This window comes from Pseudomonas sp. rhizo66, from assembly GCF_031931925.1.
Classification (GTDB): Bacteria; Pseudomonadota; Gammaproteobacteria; order Pseudomonadales; family Pseudomonadaceae; genus Aquipseudomonas.
Genome location: NZ_JAUJWZ010000014.1, coordinates 90,062 through 110,803, shown reverse-complemented (window position 1 = coordinate 110,803; position 20,742 = coordinate 90,062). Strand labels below are relative to the sequence as shown.

Below are 20,742 nucleotides of genomic sequence, written 5' to 3'. Positions count from 1 at the left end.
TGTGGGAGCTGGCTTGCCAGCGATGAAGGCGACTCGGAATCAAGCCTGTTCGAGGGCCACACCGGCACCGACAAGGCCGGAATACGGCGCCGTCACCAGCCACACCGGAATGCCTTTGAAGTAATCGCTCATGCAGCCTTTGTCAGCGAAGCTGCGGGCAAAACCGCTTTCAAGGAAAAAGTCGGCGAAGCGTGGAATCACACCGCCAACGATATACACCCCGCCACGCGCGCCAGTGGTCAACACGTTGTTACCCGCGACACGTCCGAGCCAGCAGCAAAACTGCTCCAGCACTTCCAGTGCAATCGGATCACCCGCAAGACCGGCCGCCGTAATCGCTTCCGGCGTATCGAGTGTCGGCTCGTGCCCGTCCACCGCGCAGATCGCCCGGTAAACCCGTGGCAAACCGCCGCCGCTCAATGCCGTTTCCGCACTGACATGACCGATTTCGTTATGGATGTGCTGCCAAAGTTGCGTCTCGCGCAGAGTACTCAGCGGCAGATCAACATGCCCGCCCTCACCCGGCAACGCCGCGAAACGGCCCTCGCCAAGATCGAGCAGGGTGCCGACGCCAAGGCCGGTGCCCGGGCCGATCACCACCGCCGGGCGCAACGGCTCCGGCGTGCCTTCGCAGACCACGCGGAATTCGCCCGGCTGCAAACGGGTCATGCCCAGCGCCATCGCCGAGAAGTCGTTGATCAGCAACAACTGCTCGACCTGCAAGGTCTGGCAGAACGCTGTGCGGCTCAGGCGCCAATGGTTGTTGGTGAATTTGAACTCGTCACCACTGACCGGGCCTGCCACGGACAAGCACACCGAACCGATCGAACCCGGCGCCAGACCGAGCCCGCTCAGATAGAGGCTGATCGCCTCTTCCGGGCTGGCGTGGTCGGCTGTGGCCAGCACCTGAACCGATTGCAGTTGCTGGTTTTTCCACAACGCAAACCGCGCGTTGGTGCCTCCGATGTCACCGACCAAAGCCAGTTTCAATTAAGCGTCTCCAGGGCAGAAGTGAAGGCGCTGGCGCCCTGCTCCGCCGAGCTGAAGGCCATGCGCATGAAGCCAAACAGTTCGCGACCGCTGCCGATGTTGTTGCCCAACAGGCCTTTGGCGGGTTCGCGCGCTGCAAATTCTGCGGCGTCGACCTTGAGTTCCAAGGTGCCTTTGACGCCATCGACGCGGATGATATCGCCCTCTTGCACGCGCGCCAAAGCGCCACCGACATAAGCTTCGGGGCTGACGTGAATTGCAGCGGGGATTTTTCCTGAGGCGCCGGACATCCGCCCGTCAGTCACCAGCGCGACTTTGAAGCCGCGATCCTGCAGCACGCCGAGGAACGGCGTCATCTTGTGCAGCTCCGGCATGCCGTTGGAACGCGGGCCCTGGAAGCGCATCACGGCGACGAAATCTTTTTCCAGCAGGCCGGCCTTGAACGCGTCGGCCAGGTCTTGTTGATCCTGGAACACCATCGCTGGCGCTTCGACGATCTGGTTTTCCAGCGCAACGGCGGACACCTTCATCACACCGCGACCGAGGTTGCCCTCCATAACGCGCAAACCACCCTCTGCCGAGAATGCACGGGCGACCGGACGCAGGATATTTTCGTCGAGGCTGTCGGTCGGGCCTTCGCGCCAGACCAACTGGCCGTTATCGAGGAACGGTTCCTTGGTGTATTTGCTCAGGCCGTGGCCAAGCACGGTGTTGACGTCTTCGTGCAACAGGCCGGCGCCGAGCAGTTCGCGGATCAGGAACGACATGCCGCCCGCTGCCTGGAAGTGGTTGATGTCGGCTTTGCCGTTCGGGTAGACGTGGCTGAGGGTCGGCACGACTTCGGAGAGGTCGGCCATGTCCTGCCAGGTCAGTTGAATGCCCGCCGCCATGGCGATGGCCGGCATGTGCAGGGTGTGGTTGGTCGAGCCGCCAGTGGCGTGCAGCGCAACAATGGAGTTGACCAGCGATTTCTCGTCGACGATTTCGCCGATCGGCATGAAGTTGCCGTTCTGCTTGGTCAGGCGCGTGACTTGATGCGCGGCTTCGCGGGTCAGCGCGTCACGCAGCGGCGTGTTCGGGTTGACGAACGAGGCGCCCGGCAAGTGCAGGCCCATGACTTCCATCAGCAACTGGTTGGTGTTGGCAGTGCCGTAGAAGGTGCAGGTACCCGGGCTGTGGTAGGACTTCATCTCCGATTCCAGCAGCTCTTCGCGGGTGGCTTTGCCTTCGGCGTACTTCTGCCGCACGTCGGCTTTTTCCTTGTTGGAAATCCCCGAGACCATCGGCCCGCCCGGGACGAAGATCGTCGGCAGGTGACCGAAGCGCAGCGAACCCATCATCAGGCCCGGGACGATTTTGTCGCAGATGCCGAGCATCAGCGCGCCGTCGAACATGTTGTGCGACAGCGCCACCGCCGTGGACATGGCGATCACTTCGCGGCTCGGCAGGCTCAGTTCCATGCCAGGCTCGCCTTGGGTCACACCGTCGCACATCGCAGGGGTGCCGCCAGCGAACTGGCCGACCGAACCAATTTCGCGCAGGGCATTTTTGATTTGTTCAGGAAAGACTTCGTATGGCTGATGCGCCGAAAGCATGTCGTTATACGAAGAAACAATGGCGATGTTCGCCGAGTTCATCATCCGCAGGCTGTGCTTGTCTTCGCTGCCGCAACCGGCCACGCCGTGGGCGAAGTTGGCGCATTGCAGCTTGCCGCGCATCGGCCCGTCGGTGGCGGCGCCGCGAATCAGTGCAAGGTAAGCCTGACGCGTGGCGCGGCTGCGGGCGATAAGCCGTTCGGTGACCTCAAGGACGCGGGGATGCATGTGTAGAACTCCAGGCTAACGGATGTGGCGACCTGATTGTCTATGCTGATCAAACGCCGTTGTTGTTGGAATGACAGACGGCTTTTTTGACCATTCGGACCAGTTGATTCAGGTCACTCGTTGTAGATAAAACAAAATATTGCCACTAAAAAGGCTTGTTTTCTATTTTTATGCGAATAATCTTGTAATTCCAACAACAAAACGACGGCGGCGCTGTTCCATGACTCTTCGAATCGCAATCAATGGTTTTGGCCGCATCGGCCGTAATGTCCTGCGCGCACTGTATACCCAAGGCTATCGACAGGATCTGCAGATCGTCGCCATCAATGATCTGGGCGACAGCTCGATCAATGCTCATCTGCTCAAATACGACACCGTTCACGGCACGTTCGACGCGCAAGTCGAGCATGACAAAGAAAGTCTCACCGTCAACGGCGACCGCATTGCGGTCAGCGCCATTCGCAACCCGGCCGAACTGCCATGGGCGGCGGAAAAGATTGATGTGGTGTTCGAATGCACCGGTCTCTTTACCGATCGCGCCAAAGCGGCCGCGCATATTACTGCCGGCGCACGCAAAGTGATCATCTCGGCGCCGGCCAAAGGCGCCGACGCCACGGTTGTCTATGGTGTGAACCACGACATTCTGCGCCAGTCGCACCAGATCATCTCCAACGCTTCGTGCACCACCAACTGCCTGGCGCCAGTGGCGCAAGTGCTGCACCGCGAGCTCGGGATCGAAAGCGGTCTGATGACCACCATTCACGCCTACACCAACGATCAGAACCTCACCGACGTCTATCACACCGACCCCTACCGCGCGCGTTCTGCCACGCAGAACATGATCCCGAGCAAGACCGGCGCTGCTGAAGCCGTGGGCCTGGTGCTGCCGGAACTGGCGGGCAAACTGACCGGCATGGCCGTGCGGGTGCCGGTGATCAATGTGTCGCTGGTGGACCTGACCGTACAACTGAAGAAGGAAGCCAGCGCCGAGGAAGTCAACGCGCTGATGAAAGCCGCCAGCCAGCATTCGAAGATTCTCGGCTTCAACACCCTGCCGCTGGTGTCCAGCGACTTCAACCACAACCCGCTGTCGTCGATCTTCGACGCCAACCACACCAAGTCCAGCGGCAAACTGCTGAAAGTACTGGCCTGGTATGACAATGAGTGGGGCTTCTCCAACCGTATGCTGGATAACTGCCTGGCGCTCTGCAACGCCGAGTAACTGAGCGACACTCCCCTGTAGGAGCTGCCGAAGGCTGCGATCTTTTGATCTTGTTTTAAATACAAGATCAAAAGATCGCAGCCTTCGGCAGCTCCTACATTCGATCACTCCAGACCTTTACCCTTCTTTAAGACAAATCAACACTTGACCACTCGATTAGATGATAAGCATTATCATTCGCTCGAAATCGATCAGGTCCTCCCGTGAGTCAATCGCGCTTCAACCACGTCTTCCTCACCCAGCGCACCTCGCTCCTGCGCACGCTGGAACGGATGGTCAACAATCACAGCACCGCCGAAGACCTGCTGCAGGAAACCTACCTGCGCGTGACGCGGGCGTTGAGCGAGCGGGCCATCGATCACCTCGAACCTTTTGTCTTCCAGACCGCGCGCAATCTGGCGCTGGATCATTTGCGTGCGCGCAAGATCCATTCGCGAACCATGGTCGACGACGTGCCGCAGGATGTCGTGCACAGCGTCGCCGCCCCCGCCAGCAGCGCCGAAGACGCCGCCCACGCCGAACAGATGCTGGAGCGCCTGAACGTGAGCCTCAGTCAACTCAGCCCCCGCCAGCAGCAGATTTTCATCCTCAGCCGTTTGCACGGGCACAGCTATCAGGAAATCGCCGACGAACTGAACGTGTCCCTCAGCACCGTGCAGAAGGAACTGAAGTTGATCATGAGCATTTGCATTGGCGTCGCCGAACGACACGACAGCAGCGGCAAGCTGTAAGCTTCAAGCCCCAAGTAAAAACGAAAAGCAGTACACGCATCTGGCTTGCAGCTTGCGGCTTGAAGCTTGAAACTGCTTCGCCAGTAGCCCTGAGGAAACACCGTGACGGACACCCACCGCTCGCCTTCGCCAGATTCGGCGCAGGACGCTGCCAATGCAATGGACCAGGCGCTGGACTGGCTCATCGTGCTCGGCAGCCCGGACGAGGAGCAGACCCGGCAGTTCCATGCCTGGCTGTCGGCCGATCCGCTAAATGCCGAGGCGTTCGCCAAGGCTCAGGCAATCTGGGACGGCCCGCAAGTCGCCCTGTGTGCGCAAAGCCTGGCGGCGAAACCTGCGAAAGTCACCGTCCTCAAGCGTCTGCGTCCGCACTGGAAACCGCTGGCCACTGCCGCGGTGCTGATCCTCGGTCTGTTCAGTTTCAGTAATCTGCCGATGCGCATTCAGGCCGATCATCTGACGGTGGTCGGCGAGCGTCAGCGCCTGCAACTGGAGGACGGCTCGAAAGTCCTGCTCAATACCAATTCGGCATTTTCCAGCACCATCAACGATCAGCAGCGCGTTGCCCGGTTGTTTCAGGGCGAAGCGTTTTTCGAGATCGCCAGCGGCCGCAGTCAACCGCTGGAAATCGATGCCGGCCCGGTCACCGCCAGCGTGCGCGATACCGCGTTCGCCGTGCGTTATCTCGATGGCGTCGCACAGGTCAACGTGCAACGCGGCGATGTCGATCTGCGCGCCACGCACAACGATGCTCGTGTGCGTCTGACCGCCGGCGAAAGCATTCGCATCGGCCCTAACGGTTTTGACCGTCCGGCCAAACTCGACGCCAACACTGACCTGGCCTGGGTGCAAGGTCGATTGGTGTTCGAGAACTGTCCGTTGAATCAGGTACTGGCCGAATTGCGCCGCTACTACCCGGGCTGGATCATCAACAACAACGAGCAACTGGCCGACGTCGCCGTGACCGGTAACTACCGTCTCGACCAGCCGCTAGATGTGGTTCGTTCCCTCGCCCAGATCACCTCGGCGCAACTGAAAGAATTCCCCGCCGTGGTCATCCTGAACTAAATGAGAATTATTTTTACTCGATAGCCAGCGTCAGTACGTCTCGTTATAGCCAATGCAATTGATTCGCATCACGCGAAGCCAATCAGCCCCTATAAAGATTCGTGCGACACGGAGCGCTATCGATGTCCTCACGCCTTACCCGCCAGACCGCTTCCCCTTCCCGCGTTCTCTCGCTGCTGACCGCCGCCATCCTGATGGCCGGCACGGCGCCGCTGATGGCTGCCACCGAACAGCCGGCGCGCAACATGGGCGATTACTCGTTCTCCATCGGTCAGAAGCCACTGGTGTCGGCACTCAATGACTTCACCGCCGTGACCGGTTGGCAGGTCGGCCTGCCGGCAGAACTGGGTCAGGGCGTGTCGTCGCCGGGCGTGCGTGGCTCGTTGCCAGCGGAAAAAGCCCTGGAGCGTCTGTTGGTGGGGACCAACCTGAGCTACCGCAAAATCAGCAACAACAACGTCGTGCTGGAAAAGCGCAACGCCAGCGGCACGCTCAATCTGGATCAGGTGACCATCAGCGCCACCCGTCAGGAGCAGTCGGTCAACAGCGTGCCGGCCACAGTCACTGTGCAGACCCGTCAGGATCTGGACCGCAACAACGTCAACACCATCAAGGATCTGGTGCGTTATGAGCCGGGTGTTTCCGTGGGCGGCGCGGGTCAGCGTGGCGGCATCAGCGGCTACAACATTCGCGGGATCGACGGCGACCGCATCCTGACTCAGGTAGACGGCGTGGAAGTGCCGGACGGTTTCTTCAACGGCCCCTACGCCAAGACCCAGCGCAACTACGTTGACCCGGAAATCGTCAAACGCGTGGAAATCCTCCGTGGCCCGGCCTCGGTACTCTACGGCAGCAACGCCATCGGTGGCGCCGTGAGCTATTACACCCTCGATCCGGACGACATCATCAAACCGGGCAAAGACGTCGGTGCGCGCCTGAAAAGCGGTTACAGCTCGGCCGATGACAGCTGGCTGAAGTCCGCCACCGTCGCCGGCCGCGCCGAGCAGTTCGACGGCTTGCTGCACTACAGCCAGCGCGACGGCCACGAAACCGACTCCTACGGCAGCAACAACGGCACCGGTCTGGAACGCACCGCCGCCAACCCGGAAGACGTCAGCGCCTACAACGTGCTGGCCAAGATCGGCTGGAACTACAACGAAGATTCGCGTCTGGGCCTGACCTACGAAAAGCACAAGGATGATCGCGACACCGATCAGAAAAGTGCCTACGGCGGCCCGTACTTCAACGGCGCCCCGACCATTCCGAACAGCGTACTGCCCGGCGGCATGTACCAGTGGCGCACCGGCAACGACACCATCACCCGTGAGCGTTTCGGCATCGAACACAGATTCGCCCTCGACAGTCTGCTGGTCGATAACGTGAAGTGGAGCCTCAACCACCAGATCGCCAAGACCGACCAGAGCACAACAGAGTTCTACTACCCGATCACCCGCAAAGTGCTGCGTACTCGCGACACGATCTACGAAGAAAAGCAGTGGGTGTTCGATGCGCAACTGGACAAGGCGTTCGCCATCGGCGCCACCGATCACGTCTTGACCTACGGCACCACGATCAAGCAGCAGAAAGTCACCGGCTCGCGCAGCGGCGACGGCACCTGCCTGGCGGTCGGTCGCGGCTGCACCGCCATTGGTGCAACCAGCACCGCTGACGTGCTGGCCAAAGCCACCGACTTCCCGGACCCGACCATCAACACCTACAGCGTGTTTGCTCAGGATCAGATCAGCTGGAACAACTGGACCTTCCTGCCGGGCCTGCGCTACGACTACACCCAACTCAAGCCGCACATCACCCAGGAATTCCTCAACACCGTGGCGGCTGACGGCCAAGGCACGGTCAGCGACAAGAACAAGACCTGGCACAAAGTCTCGCCAAAATTCGGCCTGACCTACGCCCTGAGCGAAAACTACACCTGGTACGGTCAGTACGCAGAAGGCTTCCGCACCCCGACCGCAAAAGCCCTGTATGGCCGCTTCGAAAACACCACCACCGGCTACAGCGTGGCGCCGAACCCGGATCTCGATCCGGAGAAAAGCAAAAGCTACGAAACCGGTCTGCGCGGCCACTTCGAGCAAGGCTCGTTCGACGTGGCGGTGTTCTATAACAAGTACCGCGATTTCATCAACGAAGACGCCGTGACCCCGGGCCGCAACGAGCTGACCTTCCAGTCGGCCAACATCAAGCACGCCACCATCAAAGGTGCGGAAGTCAAAGGTCGTCTGAACCTGGACTCGTTCGGTGCGCCGCAAGGTCTCTACACCCAGGGCTCGATCGCCTACGCCTACGGTCGCAACAACGACAACGGCGAGCCGATCAACAGCGTCAACCCGCTGACCGGCGTATTCGGTCTGGGTTACGACCAGGACAACTACGGCGGCCTGCTGAGCTGGACCTTGGTGAAGAAAAAGGATCGCGTCGACGACAGCAACTTCAAGTCACCGGATGGCGTCAGCAGCCAATTCAAGACCCCGGGCTTCGGCATTCTTGACCTGGCCGGTTATTACAAAGTCACCGACGACGTCACCGTCAGCGGCGGCATCTACAACCTGACCGACAAGAAGTACTGGCTGTGGGATGACGTGCGCGGTTACGACAGCGTCGGCGAAGCGTCGGTGACGCAACCGGCCAACCTCGATCGCCTGACCCAACCGGGCCGCAACTTCGCGATCAACCTGATCTGGGACATCTGATCCGGCCAACCTCACTGCGCGTGTTCAGGCACCGCGCCGTGAGGTTTTTTTACGCTTGTACGTCGCCTTGTTCGTCTCGTTATCAAGCGCCTCTTTTATCAAGGACATGTCATGACCACTTCGGAAAAAGCCCTGCGTTCACAACGCCTGAACCAGATCACCCACGAGCCGCACAGCAAGCTCGACGCGCTGGTCAAAGCCCATGCGCCGTTCGAGACCCGCGCCAATTTCGCCCGTTTCGTCGTCGCGCAGTACCTGTTCCAGTCGGAACTGGTCGAGCTGTACAACGACGCGGAACTGACCGCCATCGTGCCGGATCTGCCGGCCCGTTGCCGCGCCGAAGCGGCCAAGGCTGACCTCGCCGATCTCGACACTGAAGTGCCGGCACCGGTCGCCGGAGCAGTGAAAAACCCGAGCAAGGCTCGTGCTCTGGGCTGGATTTTTGTCTCCGAAGGTTCGAAGCTCGGCGCGGCATTCCTGATCAAACGCGCCGTGGCGCTGGAGTTGAGCGAAACCTTTGGCGCCCGTCACCTCGGTGAGCCTGAAGGTGGCCGTGCTGAAGGCTGGAAGCGCTTTGTGCGCACTCTCGACTCGTTGCAGTTCAGCGCTGAAGAAGAGGCTGAAGTGGAGCAAGGCGCGCTCGATGCGTTTAATCGCTTTACCGTGCTGCTGGAACAGGCTTACGCCACAGAGGCCGAACCGGCCTGACACAACACACATCCCCCTGTAGGAGCTGCCGAAGGCTGCGATCTTTTGATCTTGAAAACAACATCAAAAGATCGCAGCCTTCGGCAGCTCCTACAGGGGAACTGCGTAAGCCTGTAAGATCTCCATTCCGCTTCAGAAGCCACCGCTGAGCCCATGCCGCAACCCGCCTCCTCGAAACTCGCCCGTCTGCTGTTCGGCCTGCTGGCCTACGTCAGCCTCGGCATCGGCCTGATCGCCATTGTCGTGCCCGGCCTGCCGACCACCGAGTTCATCCTCCTCGCCGCCTGGGCCGCGACCCGCAGCTCGCCGCGCCTGAGTGCCTGGCTGGAAAACCATCGCTTGTTCGGGCCGATCCTGAGCAACTGGCGCAACGGCAAGATCATCGCGCGCAAAGCCAAGGTCAGCGCGACGCTGAGCATGTTGCTCTGCGCGACCTTGATGCTGGTGATGCTCGATCACGGCTGGCCGGTCTATCTGGCGATCGCCGGGATGAGCCTGGGCAATCTGTGGATCTGGTCGCGACCGGAATCCATCCGGGGCTGCACTGACCCGTCATCGCACTGAAACATCCCTGTAATTATTCGCTTTTTCAGCACTTTCCCCTGCGCAAACGTTTAGCGCTGACCGTTCGTCGGCACGCGCCTCATGCCCTCTGCTTCCACGCCGATGAGCATTGCATGGCGCTGAATGGATTTGGCGAAGCGGGTAGTTCCTGCCCGAATGCCACCCGTTTATTCATTCTCGAGATCGCCCCATGTTCGACTCTCTGTCCATTCGCCTGAAAATCGTCCTGCTCTCCGGCCTGTGCCTGCTCGGTGTGGTCGCGCTGATTGTTGGCATGAACATCTACCAGACCAACCAGAACGACGAACTGGTCAGTGCCTCCAGCAACAAGCTGCTCACCGCCAGCGTGCAAAACCTGCTGCAAGCCAAAGCCGCTGAACAAGCGGTGCGGGTGCAGAAGACCTTCGGCGAAAGCCTGACGGTGATCACTGCCGTAGCAGATCAGATCAAGGACATGCGCGTCATGGCCGCCAAGCGTTCGCTGGACGCCGGCGCCTTGCGCGAAGAGTTGAACCTGAGCCTGAAAACCGCTTTTGAGCGCAACGACAAAGTCCTCGGCATCTGGCTCGCCTTCGAACCCAATGGTCTGGACGGCAAGGACAGCGAGTTCGTCAATGACGCCGCGCGCCAGTCCAACGAAGCCGGGCGTTTCGCCACTTACTGGAGCCGCGCCGCCGGCTCGGCGCTGAATACGATCATGGTCGAAGAAGACATGACCAAGACCACCCTCAGCCTCAGCGGCACGCCGTACAACAGCTGGTACACCTGCCCTCGCGACAACAAACGTACCTGCCTGCTCGACCCGTACGCCGACACCGTCGGTGGCAAGGAAATGCTCATGACGACCATTTCCGTGCCGTTGATCGTCGACGGTAAAGCCATCGGCGTGGTCGGTGTCGACATCGCCCTCGACGCGCTGCAAGCGGCCGCCGTGGATTCCCAGCGCAATCTGTTCAACAACGCCGGGCACATGCTGATCGTCTCCGGCAGTGGCGTGTTGGGTGCCGACAGTTCTGACGCCACCAAGGTCGGCAAAAAAATCAGTGACACCCTTGGCGCCGATGGCAAGGACGTGCTGCAACTGCTGACCTCCGGCACACCGAAAATTCTCGAACAGGGCGACCTGATTCGTGCCGTGTACCCGGTCGATCCAATCGGCAACTCGCGCGCCTGGGGCGTGGTCATCGACCTGCCGAAACAAGTGCTGCTGGCTGACTCGGTCAAGCTGCAAGCGGTGCTCGATGATGCTCAGGAAACCGGTGTGATCACCGCGCTGCTGGTCGCTGTGGTCGCCGGTCTTATCGGCCTGCTGCTGATCTGGCTGACCGCGTCCGGCGTCACCCGGCCAATCAACAGCGTTGCCGAAATGCTGAAGAACATTGCGAGCGGCGAAGGCGATCTGACCCAGCGCCTGAACTACAGCAAAAAAGATGAACTGGGCGAACTGGTGAACTGGTTCAACCGCTTCCTCGACAAGCTGCAACCGACCATCGCGCAGATCAAACAGAGCATCACCGAGGCCCGTGGCACCGCCGACCAGTCTTCGGAAATCGCCCGCCAGACCAGCGAAGGCATGCAGGTGCAATTCCGCGAAATCGACCAGGTCGCCACCGCGTCCAACGAAATGAGCGCCACTGCCCACGATGTCGCCAACAGCGCCTCCAACGCAGCCAATGCCGCCAAAGGTGCCGATCAGTCGGCCAAGGACGGCATGTCGATCATCGAGCGCAGCACCCGCGATATCAATCAACTGGCTGATGAAGTCAGCAAGGCCGTGACTGAAGTTGAAGCGCTGGCAGTCAACAGCGAACAGATCGGTTCGGTGCTGGAAGTGATCCGCAGCATCGCCGAACAGACCAACCTGCTGGCCCTCAACGCCGCGATTGAAGCGGCCCGCGCCGGTGAGAGCGGCCGTGGCTTTGCCGTGGTCGCCGACGAGGTGCGCAACCTCGCCAAGCGCACTCAGGATTCGGTAGAAGAGATTCGCATCGTGATCGAGCGCATTCAGACCGGCACCCGTGGCGTGGTCGCGACCATGCATTTGAGCCAGACCCAGGCACACAACAACGCCGGACAGATTCGTCAGGCCGTGGATGCGCTGGGCAAGATCAGCGATGCGGTGACGGTGATCAGCGACATGAACCTGCAGATTGCCAGCGCGGCTGAACAGCAGAGCGCGGTGGCCGAGGAGGTCAACCGCAATGTCTCGGCGATTCGCACCGTCACCGAGACACTGACCGAGCAAGCCACTGAGTCGGCGGCGATCAGCAGCCAGCTCAATGCCCTGGCCAGTCAGCAGATGAAATTGATGGATCAGTTTCGCGTCTGACCGCGCCATTCAATCCACCACAAAACCTTGTGGGAGCTGGCTTGCCAGCGATGGCGGCACATCAGTCAGTACATTGTTGACTGACACTCCGCTATCGCTGGCAAGCCAGCTCCCACAGGGCTAAAAGGTGTCCTCTAGAATCGGGGTTTTCATCTGACCCGACATGCTTTTGCACTATCATTGCCCTCTCGCTCCGGAGGGCCTTCGATGACTGATTTACTCACGTCCATTCAAGCCGCACTCGGCTTGTCGCACACGCCGATTCCGTTCACCAACAGCGGCGCCCTGCCCTCGGCGTTCGCCGTCACTGAGCTTACCTGCGCGAGCATCGCCGCTGCCGGTCAGGCTGTCAGCCACTTGATCGATCAACAGACCGGTCATTTGCCCGCTGTTGAAGTCGACCGGCGCCTGGCCTCGTTCTGGTTCTCGACCTCGTTGCGGCCGATGGGCTGGCTAGTTCCGCCACTGTGGGATTCCGTCGCTGGCGACTATCAGACCCGCGACGGCTGGATTCGCCTGCACACCAATGCCCCGCATCATCGCGCCGCCGCTGAACGCGTGCTCGGTGCCTGCGCCGACCGTGGAGCGATGGCGGCGAAAGTCGCGCAATGGACAAGTACGGATCTGGAGCAAGCGGTGGTCGAGGCCAAGGGCTGCGCCGCCGAAATGCGCAGTTGGGCGCAGTGGCAGATGCATCCGCAGGGGCTGGCGGTAAATGCCGAGCCGCTGGTGCACTTCCTTGAGTCCCGGGATGAAAACAGCCGACCCTGGCAAGGCTGCGTGGCGCGACCGTTGGCCGGAATCAAAGTGCTGGACCTGACGCGTGTGCTCGCCGGCCCCACCGCCAGCCGTTTTCTCGCCGGCCTTGGTGCCGACGTATTGCGCATCGATTCACCGAGCTGGAACGAGCCCGGTGTCGTCCCGGAAATGACCCTCGGCAAACGCTGCGCGCGGCTGAATCTGCATGATCCGGTTGAGCGCGCGGTGTTCGAGAGATTGCTGAAAGACGCCGACATTCTGCTGCACGGTTACCGCGCCGACGCCTTGGAAAACCTCGGCTTCGGCGTTGAGCGCCGCCGGCAACTGGCGCCGGGCCTGATCGATGTCGGTCTCAACGCTTACGGCTGGAGCGGCCCGTGGCAGAACCGCCGTGGTTTCGACAGCCTGGTGCAGATGAGCAGCGGCATTGCCGAGGCCGGACAGCGCTGGAAGCAGACCGATACACCAACGCCGTTGCCGGTGCAGGCGCTGGATCATGCGACCGGATATTTAATGGCGGCGAGTGCGCTCCGACTTTTGACCGAGCGTTTGAACACGGGTCGCGGTGGCTCGGCGCGGTTGTCGCTGGCACGAACGGCGAAGTTGTTGGTTGAGCATGGGCCGGGGACCACTGAAGCACTGCGCGCCGAGGATGAACAGGATCAATCTTCGCTGGTGGAGCAGACTCCATGGGGCCCGGCGCATCGTTTGCAGGTGCCGGTGAAGATCAGCGGCACACCGATTCAGTGGGCGTTGCCGGCCACAGAATTGGGTTCACACCGCCCAGAGTGGTGGTAACTGCTCAGACCCCATCGCTGGCAAGCCAGCTCCCACAGGTTTCCGGGCGTTCACAGATTACAGGTGCGGCACGGACATTGTGGGAGCAGGCTTGCCAGCGATGGGGCCGATTTTGCCAACACAAACCTTTGATCAATCCGCCCGACTCAAGCACGCCCACAAAAGCTGCGCCGCATTCCCTCGATCAGACGAAAGGTCTCAACCCGCGCCGCGAGAACCCCCAACATCGCCTCCCAGTCATACGGCAGTCGATACGCCAGCGACAACCTCACAACGACAGCACACCGCTGTACAACCCATACGCCGCCAGCCCCGCGCCGATGATCACGCAGGTGAAAATGCCTTTCTCGACATGGGTGAACAGCGGCTCGCCCGCCTCATGCTTGGCCTTGGCAAACAGGATCACCCCCGGTGCATAGAGCAACGCCGAGAGCAGCAAATACTTCACCCCGCCGGCATACAACAACCACACCGCATAACCGAGGGCGATGCCGCCGATCAGCAGATCCTTGGTGCGCTCGGCCGAAGCGTGTTCGTAGGTTTCGCCGCGCCCGCTGAGCAACACCGCATATGCCGCCGACCACAGGTACGGCACCAGAATCATCGACGAGGCCAGATAAATCAGACTGGTGTAAGTGCCCGCCGAAAACAGCGTGATCAACAGGAAAATCTGGATCATCACGTTGGTCAGCCACAACGCGTTGACCGGCACATGGTTCTTGTTTTCCTTTTTCAGGAACGCCGGCATGGTCTTGTCTTTCGCTGTGGCGAAGAGGATTTCCGCGCACAGCAAGGCCCAGGACAGCAACGCACCGAGCAGTGAAATCGCCAGGCCAATGCTGATCAACAAGGCGCCCCACGGCCCGACGATGTGCTCGAGCACCGCCGCCAGTGACGGGTTCTGCAGATTGGCCAGTTCCGGCTGGCTCATGATCCCCAGCGACAGCACGTTGACCAGCACCAGCAGCGCCAGCACGCCGATAAAACCGATCACCGTGGCGCGGCCGACGTCACTGCGTTTTTCCGCCCGCGCCGAGTACACACTGGCGCCTTCGATGCCGATGAACACGAACACGGTGACCAGCATCATGTTGCGCACCTGGTCCAGCACCCCGCCGAAATTCGGGTTGCTGGTGCCCCAGATGTCACGAGTGAAAATGTCAGCCTTGAACGCGACCGCCGCGATGACGATGAACATGATCAGCGGTACAACCTTGGCCACCGTGGTCAACTGATTGATCAGCGCCGCTTCCTTGATCCCGCGCATCACCAGAAAGTGCACGGCCCACAGCAGCACCGAGGCGCAGCCGATGGCGACTGGCGTATTGCCCTGGCCGAACACCGGAAAGAAGTAACCGAGGGTGCTGAACAGCAGCACGAAATAACCGACGTTGCCCAGCCAGGCACTGATCCAGTAACCCCACGCAGATGAAAATCCCATGTAGTCGCCAAACCCGGCCTTGGCGTAGGCGTACACGCCGGAATCCAGCTCGGGTTTGCGATTGGCCAGCGTCTGGAACACGAACGCCAGGGTCAGCATGCCGATCGCGGTGATGCCCCAACCAATCAGGATCGCCCCGGCATCGGCGCGTGCCGCCATGTTCTGCGGCAGCGAGAAAATCCCCCCGCCAATCATCGAACCCACCACCAGCGCGATCAACGCGCCTAATCGCAGCTTTTGCGTCGGTTGCGACATTTCAATTTCCTTTTTATGTGTGATGAGCGGTTGCTTGTAACAACTATTGATTAAATGAATACAACAAGATGATAGCTATCAGATAAAGCCACTAAATATATAGCGGATGACGCTAACGCCTAGCACGCTAAGACAGTTTTGTGCGCTGATCCTGATAATTCGATTCTGTACTGAAAACAGAGGTGGAAAATTTGCCAAAAGCTGAAAAAGAACTAGCGTCATAATTCGAAAATAATGATAGACATTCCCAACAATGTAGCCACAACGCCTCTAGGACGGGCCTTGCGGGCAATATCCTTATGCCTTCAACCGAAGCCTAAGTCATTCATTAACAATGGAATGTGACCATGCACTGATCTAAGTCAGCTGTTTGAACAGACAACAGAACTACGCTGTGATCTCTTCTCTCCTGCAATGGAGTCATGCAATGTCTGAAGCGCCCGGAAAACTACGACTAGGTGCACTGGTTGCATTGGTAGTCGGCTCGATGATCGGTGGCGGGATATTCTCCTTGCCTCAAAACATGGCCGCCAGCGCCGACGTCGGTGCAGTACTGATCGGTTGGGCCATCACTGCTGTCGGCATGCTCACCCTCGCTTTTGTCTTTCAAACCCTCGCCAATCGCAAGCCTGACCTGGACGGTGGTGTCTACGCCTACGCCAAGGCCGGATTCGGCGATTACATGGGTTTCTCGTCCGCGTGGGGTTACTGGATCAGCGCCTGGCTGGGCAACGTCGGTTACTTCGTCCTGCTGTTCAGCACCCTCGGCTATTTCTTTCCGGTTTTCGGTGAGGGCAATACCGTCGCAGCCGTGATCGGCGCCTCGGTGCTGCTGTGGGCCGTGCACTTTCTGGTGCTGCGCGGGATCAAGGAAGCGGCGTTCATCAACCTGGTGACCACGGTCGCCAAGGTCGTGCCGCTGCTGCTGTTCGTGTTGATCGCGATTTTCGCCTTCAGACTGGACATCTTCACCGCCGACATCTGGGGCGTGAAAAACCCCGATCTGGGCAGCGTGATGAACCAGGTGCGCAACATGATGCTGGTCACCGTATGGGTGTTCATCGGCATCGAGGGCGCGAGCATCTTCTCGGCCCGTGCGGAAAAACGCTCGGACGTCGGTAAAGCCACCGTGATCGGCTTCATCACCGTGCTGCTGTTTCTGGTGCTGGTGAACGTGCTGTCGCTGGGCATCATGACCCAACCGGAACTGGCGAAACTGCAGAACCCGTCGATGGCCGCCGTGCTGGAGCACGTGGTCGGTCCATGGGGCGCGGCGCTGATCAGCGTCGGCCTGATCATCTCGCTGCTGGGTGCGCTGCTGTCGTGGGTGCTGCTGTGTGCGGAGATCATGTTCGCCGCCGCCAAAGACCACACCATGCCGGCGTTCCTGCGCAAGGAAAACGCTAACCATGTGCCGGTCAACGCCCTGTGGCTGACCAACGCGATGGTGCAGATTTTCCTCATCATCACGCTGTTCTCGGCCAGTACTTACCTGTCGCTGATCTACCTCGCCACTTCGATGATTCTGGTGCCGTACCTGTGGTCGGCGGCCTACGCCCTGCTGCTGGCGGTGCGCGGCGAAAGCTATGAAGGCTTTGCAGCCGAGCGGCGCAAGGATCTGATTATCGGCGGCATCGCCCTGATCTACGCGGTGTGGCTGCTGTATGCCGGCGGCGTCAAGTATCTGCTGCTCTCGGCGCTGCTCTATGCACCCGGCGCGATTCTGTTCGCCAAGGCCAAGCTGGAACTCAAACAAGCGATTTTCACTAACGTCGAGAAGCTGATTTTCGCCGCAGTGGTCGTCGGTGCCCTGGTGGCGGCCTACGGTCTCTACGACGGCTTCCTGACTCTGTAACCCCTGATTAATTTGTTATCTGGAGGATCTGAAATGACCACGGAAAAAGTTAAGTACGGCGTCCATTCCGAAGCCGGCAAACTGCGCAAAGTCATGGTGTGCTCCCCAGGTCTGGCCCATCAGCGGCTGACCCCGAACAACTGCGATGAACTGCTGTTCGACGATGTGCTCTGGGTGGCCCAGGCCAAGCGTGACCACTTCGACTTCGTCACCAAAATGCGCGAGCGCGGCATCGATGTACTGGAAATGCACAACCTGCTGACCGACATCGTCGCCATCCCTGAGGCGCTGGACTGGATCCTGGAGCGCAAGGTCACCGCCGATTCGGTGGGCCTGGGCCTGATCAACGAAGTCAAATCCTGGCTGAAAAGCCTCGAACCGCGACACATCGCTGAATTCCTGATCGGTGGCGTATCTGCCGATGATCTGCCGGACAGTTTCGGCGGCAAGACCATCCAGATGTTCCGCGACTTCCTCGGCCATTCGAGCTTCATTCTGCCGCCGCTGCCGAACACCCAGTTCACCCGCGACACCACCTGCTGGATCTATGGCGGAGTGACGCTGAACCCGATGTACTGGCCAGCGCGCCGTCAGGAAACCCTGCTGACCACCGCCATCTACAAATTCCACCCGCAATTCACCAACGCCGATTTCGAGATCTGGTACGGCGACCCGGACAAGGATCACGGCAGCTCCACCCTCGAGGGCGGCGACGTCATGCCGATCGGCAACGGCGTGGTGTTGATCGGCATGGGCGAGCGCTCATCGCGTCAGGCCATCGGCCAACTGGCGCTGAACCTGTTCAAGAACAAAGCCGTGGAAAAAGTCATCGTCGCCGGCCTGCCGAAGTCCCGCGCCGCGATGCACCTCGATACCGTGTTCAGCTTCTGCGACCGCGACCTGGTGACGATTTTCCCGGAAGTAGTGAATCAGATCGTCGCGTTCACCCTGCGGCCTGACGAAAGCAAACAGGGCGGCATCGACATCCGCCGCGAAGAAGGCACCTTCCTCGACACCGTGGCCAAAGCCCTCAACTTGCCGAAGCTGCGCGTGGTGGAAACCGGCGGCAACAGCTTCGCCGCCGAACGCGAGCAATGGGACGACGGCAACAACGTGGTGGCCGTGGAGCCGGGCGTGGTCATTGGCTACGACCGCAATACCTACACCAACACCTTGCTGCGCAAGGCCGGGGTGGAAGTCATCACCATCAGCGCCGGTGAACTGGGCCGAGGCCGTGGCGGTGGCCACTGCATGACCTGCCCGATCATCCGCGACCCGATCGATTACTAAACCTCTGAGCCCTGGCCGGCACTTATAAAGTGCGGCCAGGGGGATAACCGACACCGAAGGAGATCCATCATGGCTTTCAACATTCACAACCGTAACCTGCTCAGCCTCGAACACCACACACCACGTGAGCTGCGTTACCTGCTCGACCTGTCCCGCGATCTCAAACGCGCGAAATACACCGGTACCGAGCAGCAACACCTGAAGGGTAACAACATCGCCCTGATCTTCGAAAAAACCTCGACCCGTACCCGTTGTGCCTTTGAAGTGGCGGCGTATGACCAAGGCGCCAACGTCACCTACATCGACCCGAACTCGTCGCAGATCGGTCACAAGGAAAGCATGAAAGACACCGCCCGCGTGCTCGGGCGCATGTACGACGCCATCGAATACCGTGGCTTCAAACAGGAAATCGTCGAAGAGCTGGCGAAGTTTGCCGGCGTGCCGGTGTTCAACGGCCTGACCGACGAATATCACCCGACTCAGATGATCGCCGACGTGCTGACCATGCGTGAACACGCCGACAAGCCGATTCATGAAATCAGCTACGCCTACTTGGGCGACGCACGCAACAACATGGGCAACTCGCTGCTGCTGGTTGGCGCCAAACTCGGCATGGACGTGCGCATCTGTGCGCCGAAAGCCCTGTGGCCACTGGATGATCTGGTCGAGCGTTGCCACAAATATGCGGAAGAAAGCGGCGCACGTATCACCCTGACTGAAGACCCGAAAGCGGCGGTCAAAGGCGTCGACTTCATTCACACCGACGTCTGGGTGTCGATGGGCGAGCCGGTGGAAGCCTGGGCTGAGCGTATCCAGCAACTGCTGCCGTACCAGGTCAACGCCGAACTGATGAAAGCCACCGGCAACCCGCGTACCAAGTTCATGCACTGCCTGCCGGCGTTCCACAACAGCGATACCAAAGTCGGCAAACAGATCGCCGAGCAGTATCCGCACCTGGCCAACGGCATCGAAGTAACCGACGACGTATTCGAGTCGCCTGCCTGTATCGCCTTCGAGCAAGCGGAAAACCGCATGCACACGATCAAGGCGATTCTGGTCTCGACCCTGGCTGATCTGTAACTGGCTGATCAGGTTCTCCTGATCAACCAACAACCTGTAGGAGCTGCCGAAGGCTGCGATCTTTTGACTTTGCTTGTTCAAGATCAATATCAAGATCAACAGATCGCAGCCTTCGGCAGCTCCTACAGCGTCATCGAATTCTGAAAGGATTGCATTATGCGTATCGTCGTAGCGCTGGGCGGTAACGCCCTGCTCCGCCGTGGTGAACCGATGACCGCTGACAATCAGCGCGCCAACATCCGCATCGCCACCGAGCAAATCGCCAAGATCCATCCCGGCAACCAACTGGTCATCGCCCACGGCAATGGCCCGCAAGTCGGCCTGCTGTCACTGCAAGCGGCGGCTTATACCTCCGTCACCCCTTACCCGCTGGACGTGCTCGGTGCCGAAACCGAAGGCATGATCGGTTACATCATCGAACAGGAACTGGGCAACCTGCTCGACTTCGAAGTGCCGTTCGCCACCCTGCTCACTCAGGTGGAAGTCGACGCCAAGGATCCGGCCTTCCAGAAACCGAGCAAACCGATCGGCCCGGTCTACGACAAGGCTGAAGCGGAAAAACTCGCCGCCGAAAAAGGCTGGGCGATTGCCCCGGACGGCGACAAGTTCCGCCGTGTGGTCGCCAGCCCTCGGCCAAAACGCATCTTCGAAATCCGTCCGATCAAGTGGCTGCTGGACAAGGGCAGCATCGTCATTTGCGCCGGTGGCGGCGGGATTCCGACCATGTATGACGAGAACCGCAACCTCAAAGGTATCGAGGCGGTGATCGACAAGGACCTGTGCTCGTCGCTGCTCGCCGAGCAACTGGAAGCCGATTTGCTGGTGATCGCCACGGACGTCAACGCGGCGTTCATCGATTACGGCAAACCAACGCAGAAAGCCATCGCCGAAGCGCACCCGGATGAACTCGAACGCCTCGGTTTCGCCGCCGGCTCGATGGGGCCGAAGGTGCAGGCAGCCTGCGAATTTGCACGCCATACTGGCAAGGTCGCGGTGATCGGTTCGCTGGCGGACATCGAAGCCATCGTCCAGGGCACGGCCGGTACTCGCGTGACTACCGCGAAGCCCGGCATCACTTACCGATAATCAGAAACTACGGGGGCAGACCGAGGGTCTGCCCT

At 60.1% G+C, this 20,742-nt stretch carries 15 protein-coding genes and 1 pseudogene; 13 read left to right on the top strand and 3 right to left on the bottom strand.

Features of this window, described 5'->3' with window-relative positions; translation table 11 throughout:
* Positions 1–39: 39 nt before the first annotated feature.
* Both QZR14_RS17670 and edd read right to left on the bottom strand, forming a co-directional pair.
* Positions 40–990, bottom strand: a complete 951-nt coding sequence (locus QZR14_RS17670; RefSeq protein WP_311997252.1) for a glucokinase — start codon at positions 988–990, stop codon at positions 40–42.
* The gene (gene edd / locus QZR14_RS17665; protein ID WP_311997251.1) at positions 987–2,813 is read right to left on the bottom strand and encodes a phosphogluconate dehydratase; all 1,827 of its coding nucleotides are present in this window, start codon (positions 2,811–2,813) and stop codon (positions 987–989) included. Before edd ends, QZR14_RS17670 begins: the two co-directional genes overlap by 4 nt.
* 220 nt (positions 2,814–3,033) lie before the next feature.
* Here edd and gap point away from each other — a divergent pair, with 220 nt between their 5' ends.
* From gap to QZR14_RS17625, 9 genes and pseudogenes are all read left to right on the top strand, one after another.
* On the top strand, positions 3,034–4,035 hold the full coding sequence (gap, locus tag QZR14_RS17660; protein WP_311997250.1) for a type I glyceraldehyde-3-phosphate dehydrogenase: 1,002 nt from the start codon (positions 3,034–3,036) through the stop codon (positions 4,033–4,035).
* Between the two features lie 203 nt (positions 4,036–4,238).
* On the top strand, positions 4,239–4,766 hold the full coding sequence (locus QZR14_RS17655) for an RNA polymerase sigma factor (RefSeq protein ID WP_123453570.1): 528 nt from the start codon (positions 4,239–4,241) through the stop codon (positions 4,764–4,766).
* A 102-nt stretch (positions 4,767–4,868) separates the two neighbouring features.
* On the top strand, positions 4,869–5,834 hold the full coding sequence (locus tag QZR14_RS17650) for a FecR family protein (RefSeq protein ID WP_311997249.1): 966 nt from the start codon (positions 4,869–4,871) through the stop codon (positions 5,832–5,834).
* A gap of 122 nt (positions 5,835–5,956) precedes the next feature.
* Positions 5,957–8,542 carry a TonB-dependent receptor gene (locus QZR14_RS17645; RefSeq protein WP_311997248.1) on the top strand — a complete coding sequence of 862 codons (2,586 nt, stop codon included), beginning with the start codon at positions 5,957–5,959 and terminating at the stop codon, positions 8,540–8,542.
* A 111-nt stretch (positions 8,543–8,653) separates the two neighbouring features.
* Positions 8,654–9,250: a biliverdin-producing heme oxygenase gene (locus QZR14_RS17640; protein WP_250607492.1), complete on the top strand. Its 597-nt coding sequence runs from the start codon at positions 8,654–8,656 to the stop codon at positions 9,248–9,250.
* Positions 9,251–9,403: 153 nt separating this feature from the next.
* Positions 9,404–9,814, top strand: a complete 411-nt coding sequence (locus QZR14_RS17635) for a YbaN family protein (protein WP_311997247.1) — start codon at positions 9,404–9,406, stop codon at positions 9,812–9,814.
* Positions 9,815–10,004: 190 nt separating this feature from the next.
* Positions 10,005–11,285: pseudogene (locus QZR14_RS28115) on the top strand (PDC sensor domain-containing protein); the annotation flags it as partial.
* 102 nt (positions 11,286–11,387) lie between these two features.
* Complete coding sequence (locus QZR14_RS28110) at positions 11,388–12,143, top strand: methyl-accepting chemotaxis protein (RefSeq protein WP_442967409.1); 756 nt, start codon at positions 11,388–11,390, stop codon at positions 12,141–12,143.
* A gap of 207 nt (positions 12,144–12,350) precedes the next feature.
* The gene (locus QZR14_RS17625) at positions 12,351–13,700 is read left to right on the top strand and encodes a CoA transferase (protein WP_311997245.1); all 1,350 of its coding nucleotides are present in this window, start codon (positions 12,351–12,353) and stop codon (positions 13,698–13,700) included.
* Between the two features lie 268 nt (positions 13,701–13,968).
* On the opposite strand, the gene arcD (QZR14_RS17620) is transcribed toward QZR14_RS17625, so the two are convergent.
* Entirely contained in the window at positions 13,969–15,396 is a 1,428-nt protein-coding gene (arcD, locus tag QZR14_RS17620) for an arginine-ornithine antiporter (RefSeq protein ID WP_311997244.1), read from the bottom strand.
* Positions 15,397–15,823: 427 nt separating this feature from the next.
* Here arcD (QZR14_RS17620) and arcD (QZR14_RS17615) point away from each other — a divergent pair, with 427 nt between their 5' ends.
* The 4 genes from arcD (QZR14_RS17615) (at position 15,824) to arcC (ending at position 20,707) form a co-directional block, all read left to right on the top strand.
* The gene (gene arcD, locus QZR14_RS17615; protein WP_311997243.1) at positions 15,824–17,251 is read left to right on the top strand and encodes an arginine-ornithine antiporter; all 1,428 of its coding nucleotides are present in this window, start codon (positions 15,824–15,826) and stop codon (positions 17,249–17,251) included.
* A gap of 33 nt (positions 17,252–17,284) precedes the next feature.
* Positions 17,285–18,541, top strand: coding sequence for an arginine deiminase (gene arcA / locus QZR14_RS17610; protein WP_095048203.1), 1,257 nt, complete (start codon positions 17,285–17,287; stop codon positions 18,539–18,541).
* A gap of 69 nt (positions 18,542–18,610) precedes the next feature.
* On the top strand, positions 18,611–19,621 hold the full coding sequence (locus QZR14_RS17605) for an ornithine carbamoyltransferase (RefSeq protein WP_250607504.1): 1,011 nt from the start codon (positions 18,611–18,613) through the stop codon (positions 19,619–19,621).
* A gap of 156 nt (positions 19,622–19,777) precedes the next feature.
* A complete protein-coding gene (arcC, locus tag QZR14_RS17600) occupies positions 19,778–20,707 on the top strand; it encodes a carbamate kinase (protein ID WP_311997242.1) in 930 nt (309 codons plus the stop codon).
* The last annotated feature ends 35 nt before the right edge of the window (positions 20,708–20,742 follow it).